Origin of the sequence: Enterococcus sp. CR-Ec1, assembly GCF_002850555.1 — a bacterium.
Classification (GTDB): domain Bacteria; phylum Bacillota; class Bacilli; order Lactobacillales; family Enterococcaceae; genus Enterococcus_D; species Enterococcus_D entomosocium.
The window spans coordinates 574252-596679 of record NZ_CP025223.1; the positions used below are offsets into that span (position 1 = coordinate 574252).

General features: G+C 40.7%; 19 protein-coding genes. 15 read left to right on the top strand and 4 right to left on the bottom strand.

All coding sequences use genetic code 11. The features are described 5' to 3' along the window. Positions 1-61: 61 nt before the first annotated feature. From CXM95_RS02770 to CXM95_RS02810, 9 genes are all read left to right on the top strand, one after another. Positions 62-643, top strand: coding sequence for a GNAT family N-acetyltransferase (locus CXM95_RS02770; RefSeq protein ID WP_101698833.1), 582 nt, complete (start codon positions 62-64; stop codon positions 641-643). A gap of 344 nt (positions 644-987) precedes the next feature. Next, positions 988-3225 carry an ATP-binding cassette domain-containing protein gene (locus tag CXM95_RS02775; RefSeq protein WP_101698834.1) on the top strand — a complete coding sequence of 746 codons (2238 nt, stop codon included), beginning with the start codon at positions 988-990 and terminating at the stop codon, positions 3223-3225. 235 nt (positions 3226-3460) lie between these two features. Then, positions 3461-4936: a helix-turn-helix domain-containing protein gene (locus CXM95_RS02780; RefSeq protein WP_101698835.1), complete on the top strand. Its 1476-nt coding sequence runs from the start codon at positions 3461-3463 to the stop codon at positions 4934-4936. 373 nt (positions 4937-5309) lie between these two features. Beyond that, positions 5310-9887, top strand: coding sequence for a hypothetical protein (locus CXM95_RS02785; protein ID WP_101698836.1), 4578 nt, complete (start codon positions 5310-5312; stop codon positions 9885-9887). 39 nt (positions 9888-9926) lie between these two features. Beyond that, positions 9927-10445 carry a hypothetical protein gene (locus tag CXM95_RS02790; RefSeq protein WP_034871937.1) on the top strand — a complete coding sequence of 173 codons (519 nt, stop codon included), beginning with the start codon at positions 9927-9929 and terminating at the stop codon, positions 10443-10445. A gap of 24 nt (positions 10446-10469) precedes the next feature. Beyond that, the gene (locus tag CXM95_RS02795; RefSeq protein WP_008377887.1) at positions 10470-11033 is read left to right on the top strand and encodes a hypothetical protein; all 564 of its coding nucleotides are present in this window, start codon (positions 10470-10472) and stop codon (positions 11031-11033) included. A gap of 34 nt (positions 11034-11067) precedes the next feature. After that, complete coding sequence (locus tag CXM95_RS02800; protein ID WP_008377889.1) at positions 11068-11397, top strand: LPXTG cell wall anchor domain-containing protein; 330 nt, start codon at positions 11068-11070, stop codon at positions 11395-11397. 173 nt (positions 11398-11570) lie between these two features. Next, entirely contained in the window at positions 11571-11966 is a 396-nt protein-coding gene (locus CXM95_RS02805) for a hypothetical protein (RefSeq protein WP_086299089.1), read from the top strand. A gap of 125 nt (positions 11967-12091) precedes the next feature. Next, positions 12092-12439, top strand: coding sequence for a DUF7006 family protein (locus CXM95_RS02810; RefSeq protein ID WP_016611346.1), 348 nt, complete (start codon positions 12092-12094; stop codon positions 12437-12439). Positions 12440-12812: 373 nt separating this feature from the next. Here CXM95_RS02810 and CXM95_RS02815 read toward each other — a convergent pair whose 3' ends face one another. Continuing rightward, positions 12813-13556, bottom strand: coding sequence for an EAL domain-containing protein (locus CXM95_RS02815; protein ID WP_061053741.1), 744 nt, complete (start codon positions 13554-13556; stop codon positions 12813-12815). A gap of 136 nt (positions 13557-13692) precedes the next feature. Here CXM95_RS02815 and CXM95_RS02820 point away from each other — a divergent pair, with 136 nt between their 5' ends. The 3 genes from CXM95_RS02820 (at position 13693) to CXM95_RS02830 (ending at position 16195) form a co-directional block, all read left to right on the top strand. Beyond that, on the top strand, positions 13693-14817 hold the full coding sequence (locus CXM95_RS02820; protein ID WP_223273077.1) for a GGDEF domain-containing protein: 1125 nt from the start codon (positions 13693-13695) through the stop codon (positions 14815-14817). Between the two features lie 459 nt (positions 14818-15276). After that, positions 15277-15594, top strand: coding sequence for a hypothetical protein (locus tag CXM95_RS02825; protein WP_005232089.1), 318 nt, complete (start codon positions 15277-15279; stop codon positions 15592-15594). Positions 15595-15652: 58 nt separating this feature from the next. Further along, positions 15653-16195, top strand: coding sequence for a DUF3267 domain-containing protein (locus CXM95_RS02830; protein WP_086299091.1), 543 nt, complete (start codon positions 15653-15655; stop codon positions 16193-16195). 194 nt (positions 16196-16389) lie between these two features. Here the strand turns inward: CXM95_RS02830 and CXM95_RS02835 are convergent, their stop codons facing one another. Together CXM95_RS02835 and CXM95_RS02840 are read right to left on the bottom strand one after the other, a co-directional pair. Then, positions 16390-16809 (bottom strand): DUF2000 domain-containing protein, encoded by a 420-nt coding sequence (locus CXM95_RS02835; RefSeq protein WP_005232083.1) that lies wholly within the window; start codon positions 16807-16809, stop codon positions 16390-16392. Continuing rightward, positions 16802-17635, bottom strand: a complete 834-nt coding sequence (locus tag CXM95_RS02840; protein ID WP_101698837.1) for an AraC family transcriptional regulator — start codon at positions 17633-17635, stop codon at positions 16802-16804. The genes CXM95_RS02835 and CXM95_RS02840 overlap by 8 nt, the downstream gene beginning before the upstream one ends. A gap of 367 nt (positions 17636-18002) precedes the next feature. On the opposite strand from CXM95_RS02840, the gene CXM95_RS02845 reads away from it, so the two are divergent. Next, a complete protein-coding gene (locus CXM95_RS02845) occupies positions 18003-18119 on the top strand; it encodes a putative holin-like toxin (RefSeq protein ID WP_080646931.1) in 117 nt (38 codons plus the stop codon). Positions 18120-18624: 505 nt separating this feature from the next. Here CXM95_RS02845 and CXM95_RS02855 read toward each other — a convergent pair. Continuing rightward, a complete protein-coding gene (locus CXM95_RS02855; protein ID WP_101698838.1) occupies positions 18625-20049 on the bottom strand; it encodes a glycoside hydrolase family 1 protein in 1425 nt (474 codons plus the stop codon). A 167-nt stretch (positions 20050-20216) separates the two neighbouring features. Here CXM95_RS02855 and CXM95_RS02860 point away from each other — a divergent pair, with 167 nt between their 5' ends. Continuing rightward, positions 20217-20930, top strand: a complete 714-nt coding sequence (locus tag CXM95_RS02860; protein ID WP_086372609.1) for a GntR family transcriptional regulator — start codon at positions 20217-20219, stop codon at positions 20928-20930. A 144-nt stretch (positions 20931-21074) separates the two neighbouring features. After that, the gene (locus tag CXM95_RS02865; RefSeq protein WP_005227522.1) at positions 21075-22403 is read left to right on the top strand and encodes a PTS sugar transporter subunit IIC; all 1329 of its coding nucleotides are present in this window, start codon (positions 21075-21077) and stop codon (positions 22401-22403) included. Positions 22404-22428 lie beyond the last annotated feature (25 nt).

A 22428-nucleotide genomic window follows, 5' to 3' on the forward strand; every position in this document is an offset into this window, starting at 1 on the left:
TAAGGGACATCCTCCGCTATAATTGGGGGGAACATTAGGAAGAGCGAAAGGAGTACACCACATGCTAACAGGCAACAAAGTCACTTTAATCCCTGCGGAAATCAAAGATAAAGAAGCGGTCTATCAATGGTGTTTTCACTCTGAAACCACAAAATATCATTCCGGACCACCTTCTTATCCTAATGCACCGATCGCCATTGAAGCAGAGTTTTTTGAGGACTATCAAGAGTATTACTTTACTGGTGCTCAACCGCAAAATGGCAGAGGCTTTTTGATTCTACATGCAGGTGAACCGATTGGCTTTATTAGCTACTCCTCGTTTCATCTAAAAGACGGCATAGCAGAACTGGATATCTGGTTGAACCGGGAAATTCATTGCGGCAAAGGATTTGGCACCGATGCGATCGTCACCCTCGGTGATCATTTACATGAAACATTCGGCATTCAAAAATTGATGATGCGGCCATCGAGAAAAAATATTGCTGCAGTCAAATCTTACGAAAAGGCTGGTTTTACGCAATCTTCCCAAGACCTTGCTGACTATTTGTTGGAAGAGTATCTTACTTTATATGCCGAAGGGGATTACGGGGCAGAAGAAACGGTGACATTAATCAAAACGTTTCCGTCAACTGCATTGAGTTGATCTATAATAGTCGGCTTTAAACGGTTAAAGGTTATTTCATGAAAACAGTCCATTTCACTTTGCAAGCAAGGGGAAATGGACTGTTTTTTTACCTTTTAGCAATTTAAGGTCATTCAAAATACTCGTTCTTCGCTCTGGCTTCTAACTTCGTTCGCACGCTAAATTCCTTCCTATGCAACAGTTATCGAAAAATTGCATAAGCCCTCTATCCTTGCTATTCCAACATTGAGAACAAAACATAAAATAAACATAGTTTTTTTGCAAAATTCCGAGAAACAGCGAGAATGTTTGTGCTATAATGGTCGCTCACTGTAAAAATTCAATAGAATCTGGGAGGGTATAGCATGCAGGAATACATTACGATCCACAACGCCAGGCAGAACAATTTGAAGGGCTTTGACTTGAAGATTCCCAAAAGAAAAATCACGATTTTCACGGGTGTCTCTGGTTCTGGCAAGTCATCGATCGTCTTTGACACGATCGCACAAGAAGCTGGTCGACAGCTGAATGAGAACTTTTCGAAATTTGTCCGCAACTTTTTGCCAAAATACAGCCAGCCCTATGCGGATGCCATCGACAATCTTTCGATGGCGGTAGTAGTTGATCAAAGCCGTTTAGGCGGCAATTCCCGCTCTACATTAGGGACGATCACGGATATCAACCCCTTGATCCGCTTGCTTTTTTCTCGTCTTGGTCAACCGTATTTAGGTCCTGCATGGAATTTTTCCTTCAATGACCCTCATGGGATGTGTCCCACTTGCGAAGGGATTGGGCGGATCGTCGGGTTAGATTTAGAAAAGGCACTGGATCTTGAAAAGTCCTTGAACGAAGGGGCGATCCTGCTTCCTGGCTACAAAGTCGGCTCTTGGCTACTGAAGTCCTTCACCAATACGGGCTTTTTTGACAATGACAAGCCGTTGGAAGAATATAGCGAAGAGGAAATGAACCGCTTTTTGTATGCCCAAGGAGAAAAAATCGATTCCTTGTATATGGAAGGCATGAGTTCCACCTATGAAGGCTTAGTCGCTCGTTTTAATCGCTCCAATATCAAAGGTGGCAATGAAAGCTCCGCTGCTACGCAGAAGAAAATCGCTTCTTTCATGAATGAGCAGAAATGTCCTGACTGTCAGGGAAAGCGATTCAATCCACAAGTACTCGCGTGTAAAATCGCGGGCTATTCGATTGCGGACGTTTTGGCGATGCAAGTGGATGAACTATTGACGGTTCTTCAAGAAATCTCGGAGGAGAGTGTCCAACCCCTGCTTCAAAACATCCAAGCGAGAATCACTGATCTGATCAATATTGGGTTGGATTATGTTTCCTTAGACCGTGAAACAACGACGCTTTCTGGTGGGGAAAGTCAGCGGGTAAAAATGGTCAAACACTTGTCTTCTAGCTTGAACGATGTGATCTACATTTTTGATGAACCGAGTATTGGGCTGCATCCAAGGGATGTCCATCGATTGAATGAATTGTTAGTCAAACTACGGGACAAAGGGAACACCGTCATCGTAGTGGAGCATGACCCAGATGTCATTAAAGCAGCCGATCACATTATCGATGTTGGTCCTAAAGCTGGAAAAAATGGCGGCTATATTACTTACGAAGGAACCTTTGAAGGTTTGCTGCGATCAGATACACTGACTGGCAAAGCCTTTGGACAGATGGTGGATTTCAAAGAAGCCCCTCGCAGAAGCCAACAGTTTATCGAAACGAAAAAATCGACGCTGCATAACTTGAAAAATACAGCACTGCGGGTGCCATTAGGGGTATTTACGGTGGTGACCGGTGTCGCTGGTTCTGGAAAGAGCAGTTTGGTAAATGGTGTTTTTGCCAAAGAATACCCTGAAGCCATTACGATCGATCAATCAGCGGTGGCGGGGAATATTCGCTCTAATCCTGCAACCTATTCAGGAATCATGAATGACATTCGCAAGTTGTTTTCGCAAGAAAACAAGGTTTCAGCAGGTCTTTTTTCCTACAATTCCGAAGGTGCTTGTGAAACGTGTAAGGGCCACGGGACCATCAAGATGGAGCTGTCCTTTATGGATTCCGTCGAGGTTTTGTGTCAGGCATGCGGCGGCAAACGGTTTAAAGAAGAAGTCTACCAGTATCGCTTGAAAGGCAAGTCGATCGATGAAGTCCTTGCCATGAGTATCACGGAAGCGGTGGAGTTTTTTGAGGAAAAAGCGATTCAAAGAAAACTAAAACAGATTTTGGCTGTAGGTCTAGGATACATGACCCTCGGACAGCCATTAAATACCTTGTCTGGCGGTGAATGCCAACGACTGAAGTTAGCAAAAGAATTAAGCAAAAAAGGCAATATCTACATTATGGATGAACCAACGACCGGATTGCACATGGCAGACATCAAAAGCATCTTGGCGATCATCGAACGATTAGTAGAAAAAGGCAACACGGTGATCGTGATCGAACACAACCTTGAGGTCATGAAAGCAGCGGATTGGCTGATCGATGTCGGTGTTGATGGTGGGATTCGCGGTGGTGAAATCTTGTACGAAGGAACCCCAGAACAACTGATCAATTGTCAATCGTCGATTACTGCGCAGTATTTATTTTAACGAAAAAGCCAAGACTAGCCGTAAGCAGCTCTTTTCATCGAGTGTTGCTTGCGGCTTTTTTTCATTCCATCGAAGAAGCGATTATAAGTTAGAAAATAAAATTCAGAACGCTATTTTTTTCATTATTAGTAGGTTTTTTGATAAAAATACTGTAAATTTGAGTATATAATTACCAAATAGTGGTCTATTTATGTAATAGTATAGAAAAGAATCTCTTGAAAAAGGAGTGGAGTGGATGAGAGAGCTGCAATTGGCCTTCATCAGCAACCGCACAACCGCGCGGTTGTTTCGGCTGTTGAGTACGATTGAGCGAGATCGGGTGTTTACGATTGGCGACTTAGCTGAGCGCAATCAGGTAACTCAGCGGACGATTGCCAATGATATCAAATACATGAAAGAATATTTTGGGGACAGTATAGTTCTTGTTTCCGGCAATAGCGGGTTTGTTTTCGAAGAGAAAAAGCCTACAGAATATCAAAAAAGAAAACAAAGTTTGTTAAAAAATGAATGCTTATTTGAAATTATCGGGAATATCTTTCATGGCAAGTTAGCTAAGGTGGATGAGCTAGCACATCATTACCATTTTTCAGAGAGTACATTTCGGCGCTTACTTAATCAGCGCAACCCTATTTTGAAATGCTATGGCTTACAATGGACCTCCAATCCTTTAACGATTGAAGGAAGCGAAGCCAACTTACGTAAGTTTTTCAAAGATTTTTACTATGAAGGGGTCGAAACGATCTATACATTGGTCCCAGACCAAGCATTGCATGACTTGATTTTAGGGCAATTGGATGACAAGTTCGGCTATTATGAAATCGGATCTGGGGCGACCCCCGCAGCGTTTTACTATACGTTTTATATTGCCATCAAACGCGCGAGCCTTGGCTATCATATCACTGTGCCCAAAGAACTGGTCAGGCAAGCGTATAAAGGGAATAGTTTCGCCAAACTTTATTCCTTGAAAAAAGGCATTGAAGAAATCTATCAGACCCAGTTGCCCAAAGAAGAATTTGCTTGGATTTACTTGGTCACCCTGTGTAAGCGAACCTTGGATCAAGGAGAACGAGAGCAAAAATTTTACCGTCAGTTTCATCAAGGTACAGCGATTGCAAACGTGGCCGAATTGTTTCTGCAGAACCATGATGTGCCCAAAGAGCAAGCCATTACGGTGGCGACGTTTTTACGTTCTTTCTTTTTATCGAGGAAAATAAACCATGCGATTGCGCCGGTTTTGAACAAGGAAATGGATGATATCAAAGAAGTGATCATGCGTTCCAACAGCGAGAATTATCAAAAGAACTTACAATTTCTTAAGGAGCAGAGCAAAAAACTCTCTTTGTCTAGTGCTTACTTAGAAGACATCTGTGTCAGTTTAACAATTTATAGCGAGTTGATTTTCGATTATTACGCACCAGCAAAAACCATTTATTTTCTCCTAGAAGGAGATCATTTTGTGTGCCAGCACATTCAAACTCGAGCAATCCAGCGGTTTGGCAGCAAGCACGAGTTGACCTTTGTGCAGCTGCAATATTTAACAAAGAAGACGCTAAATGGATCACATATTGATTTGATCGTGACCAATTACAATCGCTATCTCGTCGATTACAAAGTCAAAACAGATTATTTATTATTAAAATCTCTTCCAGATGATCGAGATTGGGAACATCTCGAACGGAAAATAAACCCGTATCAAAAACCGCTTTTTTAAACCCATTCCCGTACCTTTCACACAGTGAAAGAGGTAGGTTATTTATTCATCTATTTCAGGTGTTTATGAAAATAATGATTTTCTTTTGCTAAAGGACCACGCTATTCTTAGTTTAGTAAGGACCACGCGTGATACACTTACAGTTTTTTTCGTCTCAATAACCTTCGTTTTTAAGAAATCGGAACTCGTATGTAGATATTATTTTACAAAAACCCAATCTAACAACTTTCTTCAGACATTTGATTCGTCCAAATGTCTTTTTTTGTCGTTCCCCCAAAAACGAAGAATATTGAGACAACTTTGTGCGAAAAGGAGGAGGCTGTTTCTTAGCTTCAACCTTCTTGATGCACCAAAGACTTGAAGAAAGGAGGATATGATGAAACTACTTACATTGTTTTCTGCAGTATTCCTACTAAGCAGCACGGCGGTCAACACGACGCTGGCGTTCCAGCAAGTTGCTTATGCAGAAACAGAGTCACTTTCTGAAGAGACGCAACACTCCTCAACTGAGGAAACCACTAATTCTGCTGATCGATCGGAAGACCAAGAAACAACCGAAGAAAGCAGTGAAGAACAATCTTCTTCGGAAGCCACGGATGATTCCACGACAGCTAGCCAAGAAGAAGCAGAGGAAAATGAAGCACTGCCCGAAGCAGAAACGCCAGATAGCTCAGAAGATGAAGCGGAAACAGAAGCTGAGAATGAGCAAGTCGAAAGGTTTGATGCTGAAGCTTCAGCGGTCGCATTGACTGTAGCAAGTGAGGCGCAATTGCGGGCAATTTTACTTGGGGAATCCTTCACCGATGAAGATGGCACGGAGTATCATTACGAAGAAATCGCCAATGATCAATCCTTGGTGCTTACTTTTGCCAACAACTTGGCATTAACTGAGCCAATCAGTGGTATCCAACGGACAGACGTTACTTTTCGTAGTCAAGATACGCCTGTGATCCTTTCGCAGACGGCGGCAGAGAACCTGATGCAGTTTGCGGCACCCGTTCAACTGACTTGGCAAGGGGTGCAACAACAAGGCATTCAGTCGGCGCAAGGGCTGGCTCAAACAACTGGGGCATCAACGATCACTTTTGAAGATACCCAACTGGAGCTGACCACTACCGCAGGACGCGTGGTGAATAACAACCAAGCACATCTTCATTTCAAAGGAACCAATGTGGTGACGACAGCGACGTCTTCCATTCCAACGTTATTCACGGCTGAAGGACTCTTGGTCGAAGGGCAATTGACGGTCAATCATCGCTCATCAAATGCCACACCAATCTTTGAAATGAATCAAGTAGCAGTGGCTAGCCAAGCTGAAATTTCTGTCACCCGAAGTACCAACAGCAATACTGGCACTGTCTTTCACATGACAGGTACCGCAGCAAGCCTTGATTTTGGTCAAGGAAGTATGACCACGATTCGCCAATCTGGCGCAATGGTTTCTCTACCAAATGCCAATCAAGATAGTCGGTTGACGCTAGCAACCGGGGCAACACTAGATGTTGGCACGGGACAGGGGCTTTCTGGTAATTCCACCAGCACGCTAGGCGAAGTAAGGTTACAAGCAGGGAGTCAGTTAAAACTATCTGAGTACGGGACGGTCAGCGGGACGCCCGCCATCAATGTCGGACACCGCTTCATCGTTGAAAATAGTACCGCGGACCAACCTACCATTATTGAAGGAACGCGGACGGGCACAACGACCGGAGCTTTTATCCAGCTCCAAAGTGCAAATTCCTCCATCGATTTTGGGGAGAATACACAAACGCGAATATCGCAGCATGGACCGATGTTTACGGGTGTGGCTAGTACCACGATAGTGATTCAAGACCACGTGAAAATGAACAATCAGCATAGCAACGGGTTTAATGGCAACGTAGCAGTCAACAGTATTGCGATTGGTGATCAGGTGGATATAACCATAAGTGAACCTAGTAATGCCACTGTTGGTCAAGCGTATCGAACCTTTTTCGCAACGTCTTCGGTTCAAATCGGAAGTCATACAACAATTGACGTGCCGAGAACGCGAACGACCTCTTCAGCAAGTACATCGAATGTCGTCATCGGCTTAGCATCAAGCAACGGGAAAATCACCATTGGTGACTATTCTGAAATAGCCGTGAACCAGCGAGGGGCGTTTGTCAACGCAAGTTTGTCCCATGTCACTTTAGGGAAATACTCAAAACTAACGGGCGTATTAGGGAATGGCTTTACCGCTGGAACGATGGTCGATCAATTTGAGCTGCTTGAAGGGGCTGAAATCAATGTTGCTGAGCATTCAACGAGCACAGCAGCCAATTCTTTTTCCGTGCAACGACGTTTCTTCCTAGGAGAAAAAGCAGCGATCAATTATTCTCGCACATCATCAGCAGCCAATCCTTTCATTGCACTGGGTTCAACGTCGACGGCTTCACAATTTTTGTCAGAAGCAAATGCAACCATCACCCTCAATCAAGTAGGACCATTGGTGACTGGTCGCAGCACAACAGATATCTATATTGGTGAAGCAAATACGATCAGCCTACAAACCGCACAAGGCTTTACCGGTGGTACCTCATCTGCTGCTTCTTCAACCATTCGCCGGTTGCATGTGGGCGATCACTCTGAAATCACCGTTTCTGGACGAAGCAATGCAAATGTTGATTTTTTCCGGTTTAGAGAAGAAATCAAACTAGGTCGTGAAGCGGAAGTAACGGTCAATCATACAACACGACAAGCTGCACGAGCCGTTTTTCGTTTAACCTTGGCGAATTCGAAATTTACGATGGAAGAAGGAAGTAAAGTCGAAGTTGATACTGGTGGACGATTTCTACAGGGAGTCGGAACAACAGATCTGTTATTCGGCGAAAATTCCTATACGAGAATAAACGCTGCTAGAGGAATGACAGGAAACACCACTGTTCGTTCAGTTACGCTTGCGCAACATGCTGAAGTGCATTTGACAGAGCCAACAACGACGGCGATTCAAAATTCAGCAACAAGTCAAAATTATTCCAGAATCCGAGTATCACAAAGAGTGGAGTTGCAAGACAATGCTACCATGACGTCAAGAAGAGATCGAACGACTTCAGATTCCCGATTTATTTGGTTGACTGCTAGTAATTCATTTGTTCGGATTGGTAAAGGGGCTACCCTCGACGTGGATCAATCTGGAGGAATCTTTAGAGTAACGACTTCCTCTAATTTCATTCTCAATGATGAGGCAACATTTAAAGGTGTTGCGAGAGGTTTAAATACTCAGGCGGGAGGCAATGCCTCAAGCAATCATTCGAATTCATTTGCGAATATCACAGTAGGGGCCAGAGCTAATTTTTCCATGACCGATAATCGGACAGGAATGGGAACATCGGCGGAATTTATCAATCGCCCGTTAGTCAATGTGCGGAATTCATTTTCGGCAGGAGAAGATTCTACGGTTGTATTGGAAACCATAAGAAATAAATCTGAAGTTCTTTATTTCAGACTTGCCAATGCACGATTGAATATAAACAATGTGAATTTGTTTGAAATTAGTCATCCTACGACAAGAACTGGTCAAGCCAATGCGCAATTGCAGCGTTTGATCCGATCTGCACAAAATACGGTTGCGAAAGGTTTGAGAATCAATGTTGCGAGTCAAAAATTAGCAGTTTGGGAAAATGCTTCTTTAGATGAACCAACAGAAGAATTTATCAATATTTCCGGAACGATGCGAATCAATCGAAATGGGGGAAATACATTCCCTTATGGCGGCACAGGAAATGGCGAAGCGCGTTCCAGATTACTGAGTGGCGAGCAATTAGAGGGTTCTTTGGAAAGTCTGGAAAAACAAACGGACATTTACCAAGTGATTGCTAAGAATAACTTCAATAAGATTCGTTTTTCAGAACCAGAAGGCCTCATTGCCCGAATCGATGCATTGAGTGATCAGTCGACTGAAATCACTGGTTCCATGTACGAGGATACCGATGTCACCTTGATCTCCTATACAAATACCGATGGAGAAATCGTCGAATTGGACAAAAACTCTGAACGAATCGAATGGGGCGACTATCGGGATGAAAATCAGCTGTATCGCTATTTCCGCATTCCCTTAAGAGAAAATGAGCGATTGGAAACAGAGACAGAAGTGTCGATTTTCTTATCGAAACCTTCGATTGAGACCTATGTCGATGTGACCGCTCGTCAAACCGTGATTAAAGGTGTGAATTTTGAAGCATACAATATCACTTTAGATCGCTATAAAATTAATGAATTAAGCACGCAAGAAGAATTAGATGCTTTGATCCTTCAAGAAAGTCGCGCGCAAGCCGCAAATGTGTTGACGGAAGCGGATATGACGGATGACTTTCGCATCGTAGAAACGGATCTTACACGAGAAGTGGACGAAGACGGCAGTTACTTCGCTGTTCTTGAGGTGGGGAATAAAGCCTACCAGATGACTATCGGTATCGATGTGACATCGAAACTGGAGCATATGCGAGTGACGATCCCGACCAAAATGGTCTTTGAATCCTTGTACAATACGGCGGAATCGAATCGTAATTTTGAAAGCCAAGCGTATGAGATCCGCAATCAATCGCCACTTGCTGTGGATACCTATATCAATCAATTGGCGATCGATGATCCTGCCGGAATCGTCTTGTTAGAAGAGGGAGAAGATCCCCTCGATTACGCTGAAAGTGAAAGCGAAGAGGAAGACCCAACCCTTACTTATGACGATATCTCAACCCCGCTGTTGCGACTGAACCTAAAAACGGAAGAAACCCAGATTCAACTCTATGAAGCGATGGAAGAACAACACTTGGTTCGCTTAGAAGAAAGAAGCCGCGTGCCGATTTCCTTAACGGGGGATTTCTATGGGGACTATCCCCAGTGGGTCGTTGATTCAGAAGCCGATCAAGGCGGGTATTATGAAGACTTGCTTGTACCGAATTATCGCATCGTCTTACGCTTTGTTCCACGAGACTAAGAAAAAAAGATCGTACCAAATGGGAAGGAGGTGAATCCATTGGAGCAAACGAATCAAACCGAAAATAAAAAACGACGGAAATGGCTCTGGTGGTTGTTGCTATTGGCCGTACTTGCCGGTGGACTCGGGTACTATTTCTATCAATCAAAAGAAGCGGTTCCGTTGATCAGTGCAGACCTTTTGCCTGAATCTGGCGATGCCACCGATCAGCGATTATCTGAACGGGCGCAGGAAATTGCAGATGCGAATTATTTCACCCTGCAAATCAATCCAGAAGCCATTTTTGAAGATGGTCAAAGCACGGGATCCATCGAAATCGTTAATCCAGGCACCAATGTGTACCCAATCGCCGTGGATATCTCTTTACTGTCGAGCGGGGAAGTCATCTATTCTTCCGGTGCGATCTATCCAAATCAATTTGTTGAAAATGTCGCCTTGGCGACACCATTGGCAAAAGGCGAGTATCCTGCCAAAGCCACCATCAATATTTACGACCCTGAAAGCAAAGAAAAACAAGGGGTCACTGAAGCTGAATTAACGATTATCGTTAAGAATTAAAAAAGGAAAAGTGAGGAAATAAAAATGAAAAAATTTGTAGCAGCTATTCTAAGTACAGCAACGATCGCAGGAGTAATCGCAAGCGGCACCACCGCTTTTGCGACACAAACTATTGACGGACGTGAAGGCGATACGTCAGGAGATGTCCAAGTAAACGGGATCATCGGTGAATTCGATAATACAACACCTGGACCAAATCCCGATGATTTGAACCAATGGATCAATGTAACGATTCCAACGACTGCTTTGTTCTATACGACAGAAGCGTCAAGTCATACAGAGATCGTTTCGCCTACGTACACAGTGACAAATAACTCAGCAGTTGGTGTGATCGCTTCTGTTGCAGGTGTTGATACACCATTGAATATGTCTGAAGTAGACTTGTTAAACGTAAACGGGATTGAGTTGTTTGAAAACGGCACACCAACTGTAACAGAAACAGAATTGTTTACCCTTGAAGGCAACCAAGGAACGAATGAAGGGACGTTTGCGTTCACTGGTGAAGCAACTCCTGTCAATGCATCAGAAGAATCAAACCCAAGTTTCAAATTGGTCTTGAGTTTTGCGCCGGATGTAGAGGAAGACTAAAAACTGAAATCCCAGTAAAGAAGGGATCTATCGTATGAAAAAACGAAAAAGAATCATTTTTTTCATCGCTGCATTACTGGCTCTGACTGTCTGGGATCTATCAGAAACCGTTGTCGCAGAGGCGACAACAGGGCAGGTCACTGTGACTGGTCGAATTGGTGAAACAGCGAAGGAAGAGGAAGAAGCAGACGATGACAATAAGAAAACGATCGTCGCAGATGCTTCTCAAATCGGACAAGGGAAATTACCGCAAACAGGTTCTTCAAACACCACTCGTTTGATCATCCTTGGGTATGCACTCTTAGTACTGTTTGTCATTGCAGCGACAAGAAAAAAGAAGCACGGTGAAAGCGTCGCTCCTTAACTATCGTCATCGCTAGAAGCGTAAAGGAGAAACTGTGAGGAAAACTTACAGTTTCTCTTTTTTAATGAAAGAGTAGAGCGGATAAAAAATGAATCAAAAAGGTAAGCAGTCCTTAGTGATACCACAAACGCTGTATAAGTGAGGTCAGTGATAGTTTTGAAAGGATACAGAAGATGAAGATCAGGAAAGAAGCGTTTGAAAGAACCATCATAAATAGTGAATATATTGGCTACTATTATCATCTGCTGACTGCAGATTCTAGCCCCTATCCCGAAGGGGAACAAATAGATAAGATGCGTTACTTATTAGAAAATAATCACATAGAAGAAATAAAAGCGAATGCTCGCTATTTGTTCATTTTTCGTACGTATAAAGTACCTAGTGTCCTACAAAAAGAGTATCAGTTGTTGGAAGAATGCGTCTCGTACATCTCAAATTTGAACACCCATTTGTTGATGCCTCAAGAAGCAATTGAGCAAAGTCTTTCAATCAAGGCAGAAGATGAGGCGAAGGATCAAAAAGAGCATTACAAGCAGCTGGTCAGAGGGTTGCTGGATATTCTTCATTGACTACTGGACCTTGGTGTTTTTTCAGTAGCTAGAAAAAGTAGTGAATAGATAACGAAAAAGAATAGGCTGAGACTTAGGAAGAAAATAAGGGGGCTTGTTCCCCTCAAAGAAAGGAGCAAAGAAGCTTGACTGTATTTACTTCAAAGATAGAATATCTTGATGGATTTCAAAAGAAATTTACGGATTCCAATCGTGAAAATGGTGCCTTAGCCTCTTATGTAGAAAAGCAATTAACGTTACTTGATCAATTGGTAGCAGGGATTTCTCCAGAAACATTTTGGGCGATCACCCCAGATATTCTGGGAATCGATGCCAAACTGGTTTTAGTCACAGAAATGATGCGATTTGACGATTTTTCCGATGACGAGATCATCCGAATCGTCGAAAAAGATTATCGCTTTTATCTCAAAGAATTGTGCGGTTACAATCTAGGAATGGAAACGAAGCATTCTCTGGTTTTCAACGTGAGATAAATCAAGGAGGGGAATAGTCGGAATCACTTCTAGCAAAACGATTTGGTAAGAAGTGATGAGTATTTTTAATGTTTCTGCAATTAGTAAAGGTGTGCGATTGAAATAGAAGGTTTGTATCGAAAAAAAGGGTGAATAGACAAAAAGCATTCAGGAATTGGTTTCTTGAATGCTTTTTGTCTATTCATCTATCTGAAAAAGGTCTTTGCTTTGGTTTCTACTCCCTCTCATGTAAAATCACCGTTAAAACGATGCCGAATCAGTAAAAATTCTGCAAATAAAATTATTTGTGTTATATTTGAAGGGCATCTGTTCATTTTTTTAATATTCGTTTATTTTTAATCGCGTATAGTGAGAAAAATAAACGACGCGATGGCTATTTTTTTCGCATTAATTGATTAGCTGGGGAAGGTTTGTCCAAATAAAACCCTTGTTGAAGAAAAATCTCTTCTTCAAGCAAGTACTCATGGATATCCGAGGTTTCGACCCCTTCGACAATAAATTGGATTTTACGATTGCTGGCGATATTTCGCCAGAAGTCGATCAAAAAGAAAATCTCCTTTTGGGACAGCACTCGCAACGAGATAGGCGAAAATTTGATCACATCGATTTTATCCAGCATCGGTGCAATATTTGTCAGTGAATGAATGCCTGTCCCTACATCATCCAATGCGACAGAAAAGCGCATCTTTTTTATTTGGTTGATTTTGTTCATAAGAAAAGACTTGGGATCACAGGCGATAGAAGGTTCCGTATCGTCTTCGGTGATCTCAATCAAAATACGATCATGGTAGGGTGCTAAGTCAGCTAACATCAGAAAGGTTTCTGGGTAGCTGAGTTGTTGCGGGTGGATATTAAGACTGATTTTTGTTTCTTCATTCGGGTGAAGTAAGCTGAAAATTTCATTTCGGTACCATTGCAGTAAGCGAGTGTGTAGCTTTTTGTATTTGATCACTTGCTGGAAGAAGGAAAGGGGAAACCTATTTCTTTCGGTACTTCTCAATAATAATTCGTAGCCAATCACTTTCTGACTATCTGCTTTCATTTGAAAGATAGGCTGGGCATCAAAATATAATTGAGGAAATATCGATAAGAGTTCTTGTTCTATTTTCTCAGACATTGGTTTCTGCTCCTTTCTGGGGTAGTTTTATTTTTGGTTTCATGAAGTGCAGGAAAGGAAGATCGAGTTCTTTACCTGCATTGTTAAAGAATCGAGCCTTTCAAAATCATGGGCGAAGGATTTTAAAGAAAAATCTATGAAAGAAAGAAGGAATAGTGTGTTTGTCCATCTGATTTATGCTGCGATCTATTCTGTTTTAGTTGTAAGCTTGCTCATTTCGTATGATCTGTTTATCAAGAACTTCAAAGAATTGAATTTACGCTTGTCATTTAAAATTCTTATCGGTGTCGTTCTGTTCATTTCGCAAGTCTACTTTATTATATCATTTTCTTTGAACAGTATCGGTTATGTTGCGTATGAATATACGATTCCAATCTTTATTTATTATTTTGGTATCCTCAAAGAAAAAATATATCTGATTGGGCTGGTCCCCGTCATCTTGCTAACTTTTTTTGCATTGATCAATAAATTCGAATGGGGAGCCATGCTCTTTATTATCGGATTAAATTACATCATTTTAATCATTACTTGCTTATTAAAGAAAAGATTTTACGGACAGACAAATCATACTGTCTTTTATCTATTTTCGATTGTGGTTACGGTTGTCTCGCCGATGGTCAATGCATTGCTTTTTCATCGCCGTGAAGTTGGTCTTTGGGATGCTGTCACTTTAGGGATTGGATCAGTGGCAATCGTTTCTTTATGGAAGTATTATCTGCAGAATCAAAAAAACTTTCTCGAAAAAATCAATACGAAGATCATTGAGCGCAATTATGATGAGTTGACGAAGGTAAAAAATTTCCGTAGTTTGAACGAAGATATTTCAAAATTGGTGATAAACGAGAAGGATCAGCTGGTCGTGGTGATGATGGATTTAGATCATTTTAAGCAGATCAATGATCACCATGGACATCAAATCGGCAATCAAGCCTTAACCTTCTTTTCGGATAAACTGACGACATTTCTCTATCAAAAAAGTCCTTCCCATTTAATCGAAGTCTATCGGTATGGTGGCGAAGAATTTTTAGTCCTATTTAAAGAGAATACTTCCGTGTCAGTGAAAAAAATTATTGAAGAATTTCATTTGTTCTTAAGTAATGAACAGTTGAAACTAGAGGGAACACAACTGACCCTTTACTTTTCAGCAGGGATTTCAGAAGCAGGTCCTACGTTAGACATTTCAGAAATCTTTTATCAAGCGGATCAAGCATTGTACGAAGCCAAAAGGAAGGGCAGAAACCGCACGATCATATTTTCTTGAGACGCTTGCTTTTCTAAAGAAGGTTCTGCAGTCTTTTCTCAAGTAGATTGGGTGTTGTAGGAAACCAAAAGGAAAGACAAGGCCGTATGATTTTTTTAGACGAATGCTTTTCAGAAGAAGTTTTAATAAAGAGACAATGTTCGCAGGCTTCTTTGTCCAGCGTTGTAGCTTTTTCAAAAGGAAGAGGGGAAGCAATCTGGTAAGTATAATGGTTTACTAAACGGTTTCCGATTATCTTGAGAGGTTAAGCGAGGATAGAAAGGCAAGGAGAGTGCTTTTTAAGAAGTGGGAAGAAACCACTTCTTTTTTTGCACCAAGCATTGGGTAGCCGCACTTGGCAGCATCGAATTGGTTTTCTGCGTGTTTACACCCTTAGAAAGCAATGGTATATTTATTTGATAAGTAAATAAAATTATTTTTTTCCTGTGTGTAACGAAGACTGACTAAGGAGACTTCCCTATGAAACCAATTCGGCGATCACTGTACCAAAGTGCTTTATACGTAGCTATTCCTTTGATCGTGAGTCTACTGATTGGCTACTTAGCCAAATGCTCACTCCTGATTCCTGCATCCATTATTTATGGCGTTCTCTTGGTGTTTATGATCCCTTCCGACAGCTTTTTATCAAGCAGCGTGGACTACCAAACGAAAAGCATGAATCCAAGTTTTCGTCCTCCGCCATTAAAGAGAAGGATCGAAGGTGCGCCAGAAACGATCAATTTCCTCTTCGTTTTAACGGCACTGGTTTTGTGTTTGCTGCTCTTGTTGGTTGGGTAAAGGGAATTCATAGAAATTAAGTACTAAGAAGAATGTCGAAAAGAAAAGGAGAACAGCGATGAAATTACTCAAACAAATTAATTTAATGGATGATAAAAAAACAATAAAGAGATTGAATCTCGCGGCGATCCCTAGTTTTATTTTTTTCTATGTGTTCTTTACACTCTTTGTCTTAGGTGGTCATGGGTCAAATGCTGAAACTTCGTTTATTTTCGATCTTTTGCTCTTAATGGTTGCGTATTTTATTCTCATCATTGTTCATGAATTGATTCATGGTGCCTTCTTCAAGCTTTTTGACCCTAAAGGGAAGGTAAAGTTTGGGTTCAAAAATGGGGTAGCATATGCCACGAGTCCCCATTCCTTTTATTCAAAAGGGAAATTTGCCATCATTTTATTGGCGCCATTCATTGGCATTTCTGTGGGCCTCTTTCTATTATATTTATTTGGCTGGTTGACGGCATCTCTTTTTACCTTGATTGCTACCGCACATGCCGCTTCTTGTGTGGGAGACTTTTACTTTCTTTTTCTGATTGTTAAAGCACCAGCGAACAGTTGTGTAGAAGATACTGAAGTGGGGTTGAATATTTATCAAGGAGAGTAGTTTATTTTTTCAATTGATCTTGGCAAAATCAAAGAGCAAGAAAATGTATGCTAGAAAATCTCTTACAAAAAAACAAACACCTCAAAAGTGTTTGTTTTTTTGTAAGACTGTTTATAAATAACGTATATAGCAAGAAGACTGTTCGGCCGACAAAAAGAAAATTTGTTTTAAACGACCGTTTTCTTACTAGCGCTTTACCGATACAACGGCAAACTACCAGCGACTTTATTGATACTCTTTTTCTTGCCTTTTAAACAAAGACCAAAATAAGCCAGTGTTTCTGTGGGAATCGTCTCAAGCGTCTGACGGTATTGCTCGTAAGAATTGGTGGTCTGAGCAACGTCGGAAAAATCAATGATGGTTACTTCTGGATCTGCTTGCTGACTGATCGATTCACGAATGGTCTGCAACTGTTCCTTGTTCGTTTTTAAGATAGGAATGGGAAAGTTGACAATGCCAAGGTGTTTTCTGCCCGTCGAATCGTAAATATCTTCTCCGATTCCTTCGGGAAACAATTTGCCTAAGGTTGCGCCTAAAATTGCTGCAGTATTTGCAACTAAGCCAATCGGTAATTGTTCATCGATAATCATGACACATTTTTCTTGGTTATTCATACGTTCTCACCCCATCTTCTTGGTAAATTGTTTGGTAAGCTTTGGGGGTGACCCCAATCAAGCTTTTAAAGATACGGGTAAAATGACTTTGGTCACTAAAACCTGTCAGAAAAGCGACTTCTGCAATTGCTTCTTGTGCTTCCAGTCTTTTCTTGGCAGCACTGATGCGCACCGTACTTAAATATTGAAACGGCGACAGCCCATACGCTTTGGTAAATTGCCGAATCAAGACGTACTGATTCATTCCAAGACCGTCACTTAATTCACTCAAGGACAATTTTTCGGCATAATGTTGATCGATATAGGCTTTTGCCGCTGCGGCTTTATTTGAAACCGGATCTGTTTGTTCGTGGGTGAAATCCGCATACTGAACAAGCAGGTCGTGAAGGAGACAAGTAAAGCGTTCTTGTTTTTCAAACTCATCGCCGCGATCCGACAGCAACAGCTGGTGCACTGCATGAAATTCCTCTTTTTCTTTCACTTGGCGAATGACCGGTTCAGGAAAGTGCGGCGTCAATTGAGTGTTAAAAATTTTTTGTACTTGTACCGCCATGTTCTCCGGGGTTAAGTGGATATTGCGGTAAACCAGCTTTTCCTCCGTGAGTTGCTGGCAGCGGTGGGCAGCATTTGGCGGAATCAAAATCAAGTCGCCTGCTTCAACGATATAGCAGGTATTTTGACAGGTGAATTGACGCGTCCCAGCTTCCATCAAGCCAATCACATAATATTCGTGCCAATGGTTAGGAAACTCCTGCTGGATGCCGTTAAATAATAAAGCCTCTACACCAAGGGTGCTATCTTGAATGATTTTTCGTTCATTTCTCATCTGCATTCTCCTTTTTGTTACTATAACAAAAGTGGTTTTTGGTGAATAGAATGATATTGACTTTTGACTATTTTTCTTGATGGAGGCCCTTGATTGGGACTGAGAAAAGGGACTGGAGAATGTCGGGAAAGAGCGGATCAGCCTTGAAGAAAGAACAGCAGTATATTTTGACGATTCTATGGAATGAATCAAAGCAAATAGACCATGCACCGTGAAAAAAATAACGATAAATCCTTGGCATTTGAAAGTTTTATTGATGGAAGTATGGTACCATTTGACTGCAGTAAAGTTTGTGACGGTGGCTATCTTTGAAAGGTGGTGGTGCTTATGAATGTAAGTACTAACTCTTCAGAAAGGAGAAGCCTTTTTGTCCACAGCGGAAGCAATCGGGCTAATGATCAGTTTTGGTACATTTACCGCCATGCTGATCTTTGGTATCCTAGCCGCAGTGAAAAATGACAAAAAAAATAACCGTCGACTTTAACAGGGAAACGGTTATCTTTTAAGTTAAAAAACCTGTCGCCGTCTTAAATGGCGCTGCAGAGGGGTTGTGGCAACAACTCCTCTTTACATAGTTAGTATAGCAAGAAGAGAGTGATTTTTCAACTTTAACAAGGATATTTTCAAACAAAATCGATAAGCGACATAGGCAAAACCTTATTCTCAATTGGAATAAGGTGTTCGATGTAGTCATTTTTGAAAAGTGTTCGAACATCTAAAAACGAATGCAATGTTTAAAGAAAAGGGAAGCATTATTATCGAAACTAGCGGCTAATAAGTTCCAGATAAATTCTGGTATATTTATTGCCGTGCTGCTCTTTCGTATCCTAGCCACAGTGAAAAATAACAAAAAAATAACCGTCGACTTTAGCAAGGAAACGGTTATTTTTTTACTAATAAAACCCTGTCGCCTTCTTAAAAGGTGCTAGAGAGGAGTTGTGGCAACAGGTTTCTTCTATACAGATCACTATCGATCATATTCGTGAATGCTAATCTACCAATCGCTCGAGATCGTAGGAAAAACCGTTTTGCTTACTTAGTTCCTTGTAAAACAAGCCACTTTTCTTTATTGTACGTTTCTGTGTGGCTAAATCTAAAGAAACTAAGCCGTAGCGGTTTTTATATGCATTGATCCATGACCAACAATCAATGAATGTCCATAGATGATACCCTTTTATATTACAGCCATCTTGAATTGCTTTCCATAAATAGGCGAGATGATCCTGGATAAATTCAATGCGATAGTCATCAATCACCTGTCCATTTTCATCCATGAACCGTTCTTCATTAGCAACACCCATACCGTTTTCTGAGATAAAGGATTCAATATTTCCATAGTTATTTTTGATGTCCATACATAAATCATAAATTCCTTTTTCATAGATTTCCCATCCACGATATTCATTCATTCGACGACCAGGCATAATATGCGGTTCAAAGAACCATTCTGGTAAGAATGGACTTTCTAAATTAACGGCAGAAGTTCTTGCTTTGACACGGCGTGGTTCATAGTAGTTTAGACCAAGTATCTGCGCGGTATTCTCTTCAATAATTTTTAGGTCTGTGTCATTGAAATCAACGGGTAATTGGTCATATTCTTCCAGCAAAGAGACTAGTTTTTCTGGAAATACTCCTTTGACCATGGGATCTAAGAAACTACGAGTATAAAAAAGATCCGCAATTTCTGCTGCTTTTTTATCTGCTGAATTTTGGCTTCTTGGGAAAGTCGGACTCAAATTGAGAATTACTCCGATTTTGCTAGATAGCTGGTATTTTTTAAAAGTTTGAATGGCTTTTGCATGGGCTAATATGGTAAAGAACGCTGCTTGAGCACCACGTTTAAAATCAATGAGATTTGGATAGTGAAAATCTTCTAAATAAGAGCCCAAGATTGGCCCCAAAGGTTCGTTAAAGGTGAACCAATGATAAACTAAGTCGCCAAACGCTAGAAAACAGGTATCAGCAAAATTTACATAAGCTTCAACAACTTCACGTGATTCCCATCCCCCTTTATCTTGTAATTTTGCTGGCATGTCAAAATGATAGAGATTCGCAAAAACTTTGATATTATTATTTTTCATTTCGGTAAAAAGATCTCGATAATAGACTATCGCTTTCTCGTTCGCTTTACCACCCCCATCATTTGGAAACATTCGTGCCCATGAGATAGACACCCGAAATGAATTGTGCCCGGTTTGTTTCATCAATTGAATATCTTCGTGGTAACGATGGATATGGTCTGTCGTAATACTAGGTCCAATTCGTTTATAAAAACGATGAGGTTCTTCGTGAAACCACCGATCCCATACGGTCTCTGCTTTTCCTGTTTCTCCACGCCCTTCAGATTGTTCTGCTGACCAAGCGGATCCCCACCAAAAGTCATCTGGAAATGTTAACTGAGTATGTATTGACATTATCGTTTCCTCCTGTTCGTTTTTAACAGTGTAACATTGCTTTTGATATAAATAAATACTTTTTATTAAAAATATATATCTTTTTATGGTGGGTATGGTTTTAGCTGTAAAAAGACAATTTTTATGTTAAAGTATAAGTAATAGAGATGAGTATGAGGGAGTAAGTTATGAAGAAACAGCCAAAATATATGGAGGTTTATACGGAGGTAAAGAAAAAAATTGCCAATGGAACCTATCAAATCGGTGAAAAATTACCTACGGGCGATGAACTTGCGTATGAGTATCAAACAAGTAAGCTCACTGTGAAGAAAGGTATTGATATGCTAGTATCAGAGGGAGTTTTACGAACACGTAGTGGATTTGGAACGGAAGTTCTACGCAGACCAATTGATAATTCGAAAGTGTTTGGACCAAATGAAGGTCTTTTTGATTTAGTAGGGGAAGAACATGTGACTTCTGAAATCCATACGTTCTCAATTGAGTTGCCATCGAATGAAGTTGCAGAAATTTTAGAAATAAATCAAAAAGAGTATGTCTATAATATTATTAGAAGTCGTTTTATTGATGAACAGCCTTATTCTATTGAGCAAACGTTTATGCCGCTTTCTGTTATACCGGGGTTAGAACCAAAGCATTTGAAACGTTCTGTATATGGCTACATTACAAATGAGCTTGGTCTAGAGATTAAATCTTCCCATATTTGGATCAAAGGGGATGTGGCAAATGATTTCGATGCGGAAATTCTTTCTGTAAAACCAGGCGAGTTTATGATAGAGGTAGACAAAGTGGTGTCATTGTCTTCTGGTATACCGTTTGAATATTCTCTTTCGAGACATTTATACAAAGATTTTATTTTTGAAGCAGTTTTTGTTGAGAAGTGAAGACTAACGAATTTCGTTGGTCTTTTTTTGACTTTCAAAAAAGATATATAATTTTAAATAAAGATATTTACTTTTTGGAAGAGCTGGTGTATGATCATCCCATAAGCAATCGCTTACAACTAAAAAAGGAGACTGATTGGAATTATGAGTAAAAAAGATGCTATTTTTGAAAAGTTCGGAATAATAGCCACAAGGTTAGGAAACCAGATTCATCTTCGAACACTAAGGGATGCTTTCGCCACTTTTATGCCTTTTATGATGTTGGCGGGATTTGTTACATTGATCAACTATGTTATTTTAGAGCCAACAGGATTTATGGGAAATATTATTGATCCAGCAACATTAACGACGATTCAAGAGATCGGGACTTCCATCAGTAATGGAACGCTAAGTATAACGACACTATTAGTTGTTGCGGCAGTTTCTTATCATATGTGTGTTAGCAGAAATTATACAAATCATATTGCTGCTGTTCTAGTCGCTATTTCAACGTTTATTGTTCTCACCCCTATGATGACGATGTTTACACCAGAAGGAAGTCAAGAAGCGCTGGAAGTAGGTGGGGTTATTCCTGTCACTCATACTGGTGCGTCAGGAATGTTCGTTGGAATTTTTGTGGGCTTAGCTGCTACGGAACTCTTTATTAAGTTATCTAATAATAAAAAGTTACAAATTCAATTGTCAGGAAATATCCCTCCAGCTGTGTTGAAGTCTTTTAACGTCCTTATTCCAATCATGATTACCGTGACTACCTTCGCAATTGGTTCATTTGCTGTCAATCAATTATTCAATATGGATGTTAATTCGTTGATTACTACTCTAATCACTGGGCCTTTAAGTAGGGTAACGACAGGTTTACCAGGGTTCCTCTTAATTACCTCAATTGCAAATCTCTTTTTTGGGTTTGGAATTCATCAAGCAGTGATATCAGGTTCACTTCTCGATCCGTTCTTGATTCAAAATATGCAAGAGAATATGGCTGCTTATGCGAATAGAGAAGATATTCCACATATCATAAACATGGCATTTAAAGATACGTTTGCTGTTATGGGAGGGTCAGGAAATACTATTGCTTTGCTAATTGCTATTTTTATCTTTAGTCGTCGTAAAGATTACAAAGACTTTGCAAAATTATCCGTAACTCCAGCACTTTTTAATATCAGTGAACCAATCATTTTTGGTTTACCAATTGTTTTCAATATTAGTTTGATTATTCCATTTGTATTGGCGCCGATTTTTTCCCTAACAGTTGCATATTTTGCGACAGCTGTTGGTTTGATCAATCATGTAGTCGTGCAGATACCTTGGACCACTCCTCCCGTCATATCTGGATTTTTAGCAACTGGTGGCGATTGGCGAGCATCAGTCTTGCAAATTGCGATCATTGCTGTGAGTGTTTTTATCTACTTACCATTTTTACGTATCGATGAAAAAGTTACCTCAACAATAGGAAATGAAGAGGCAAATGATTGAGAAGAGGAAACTTCACAAGATTTTT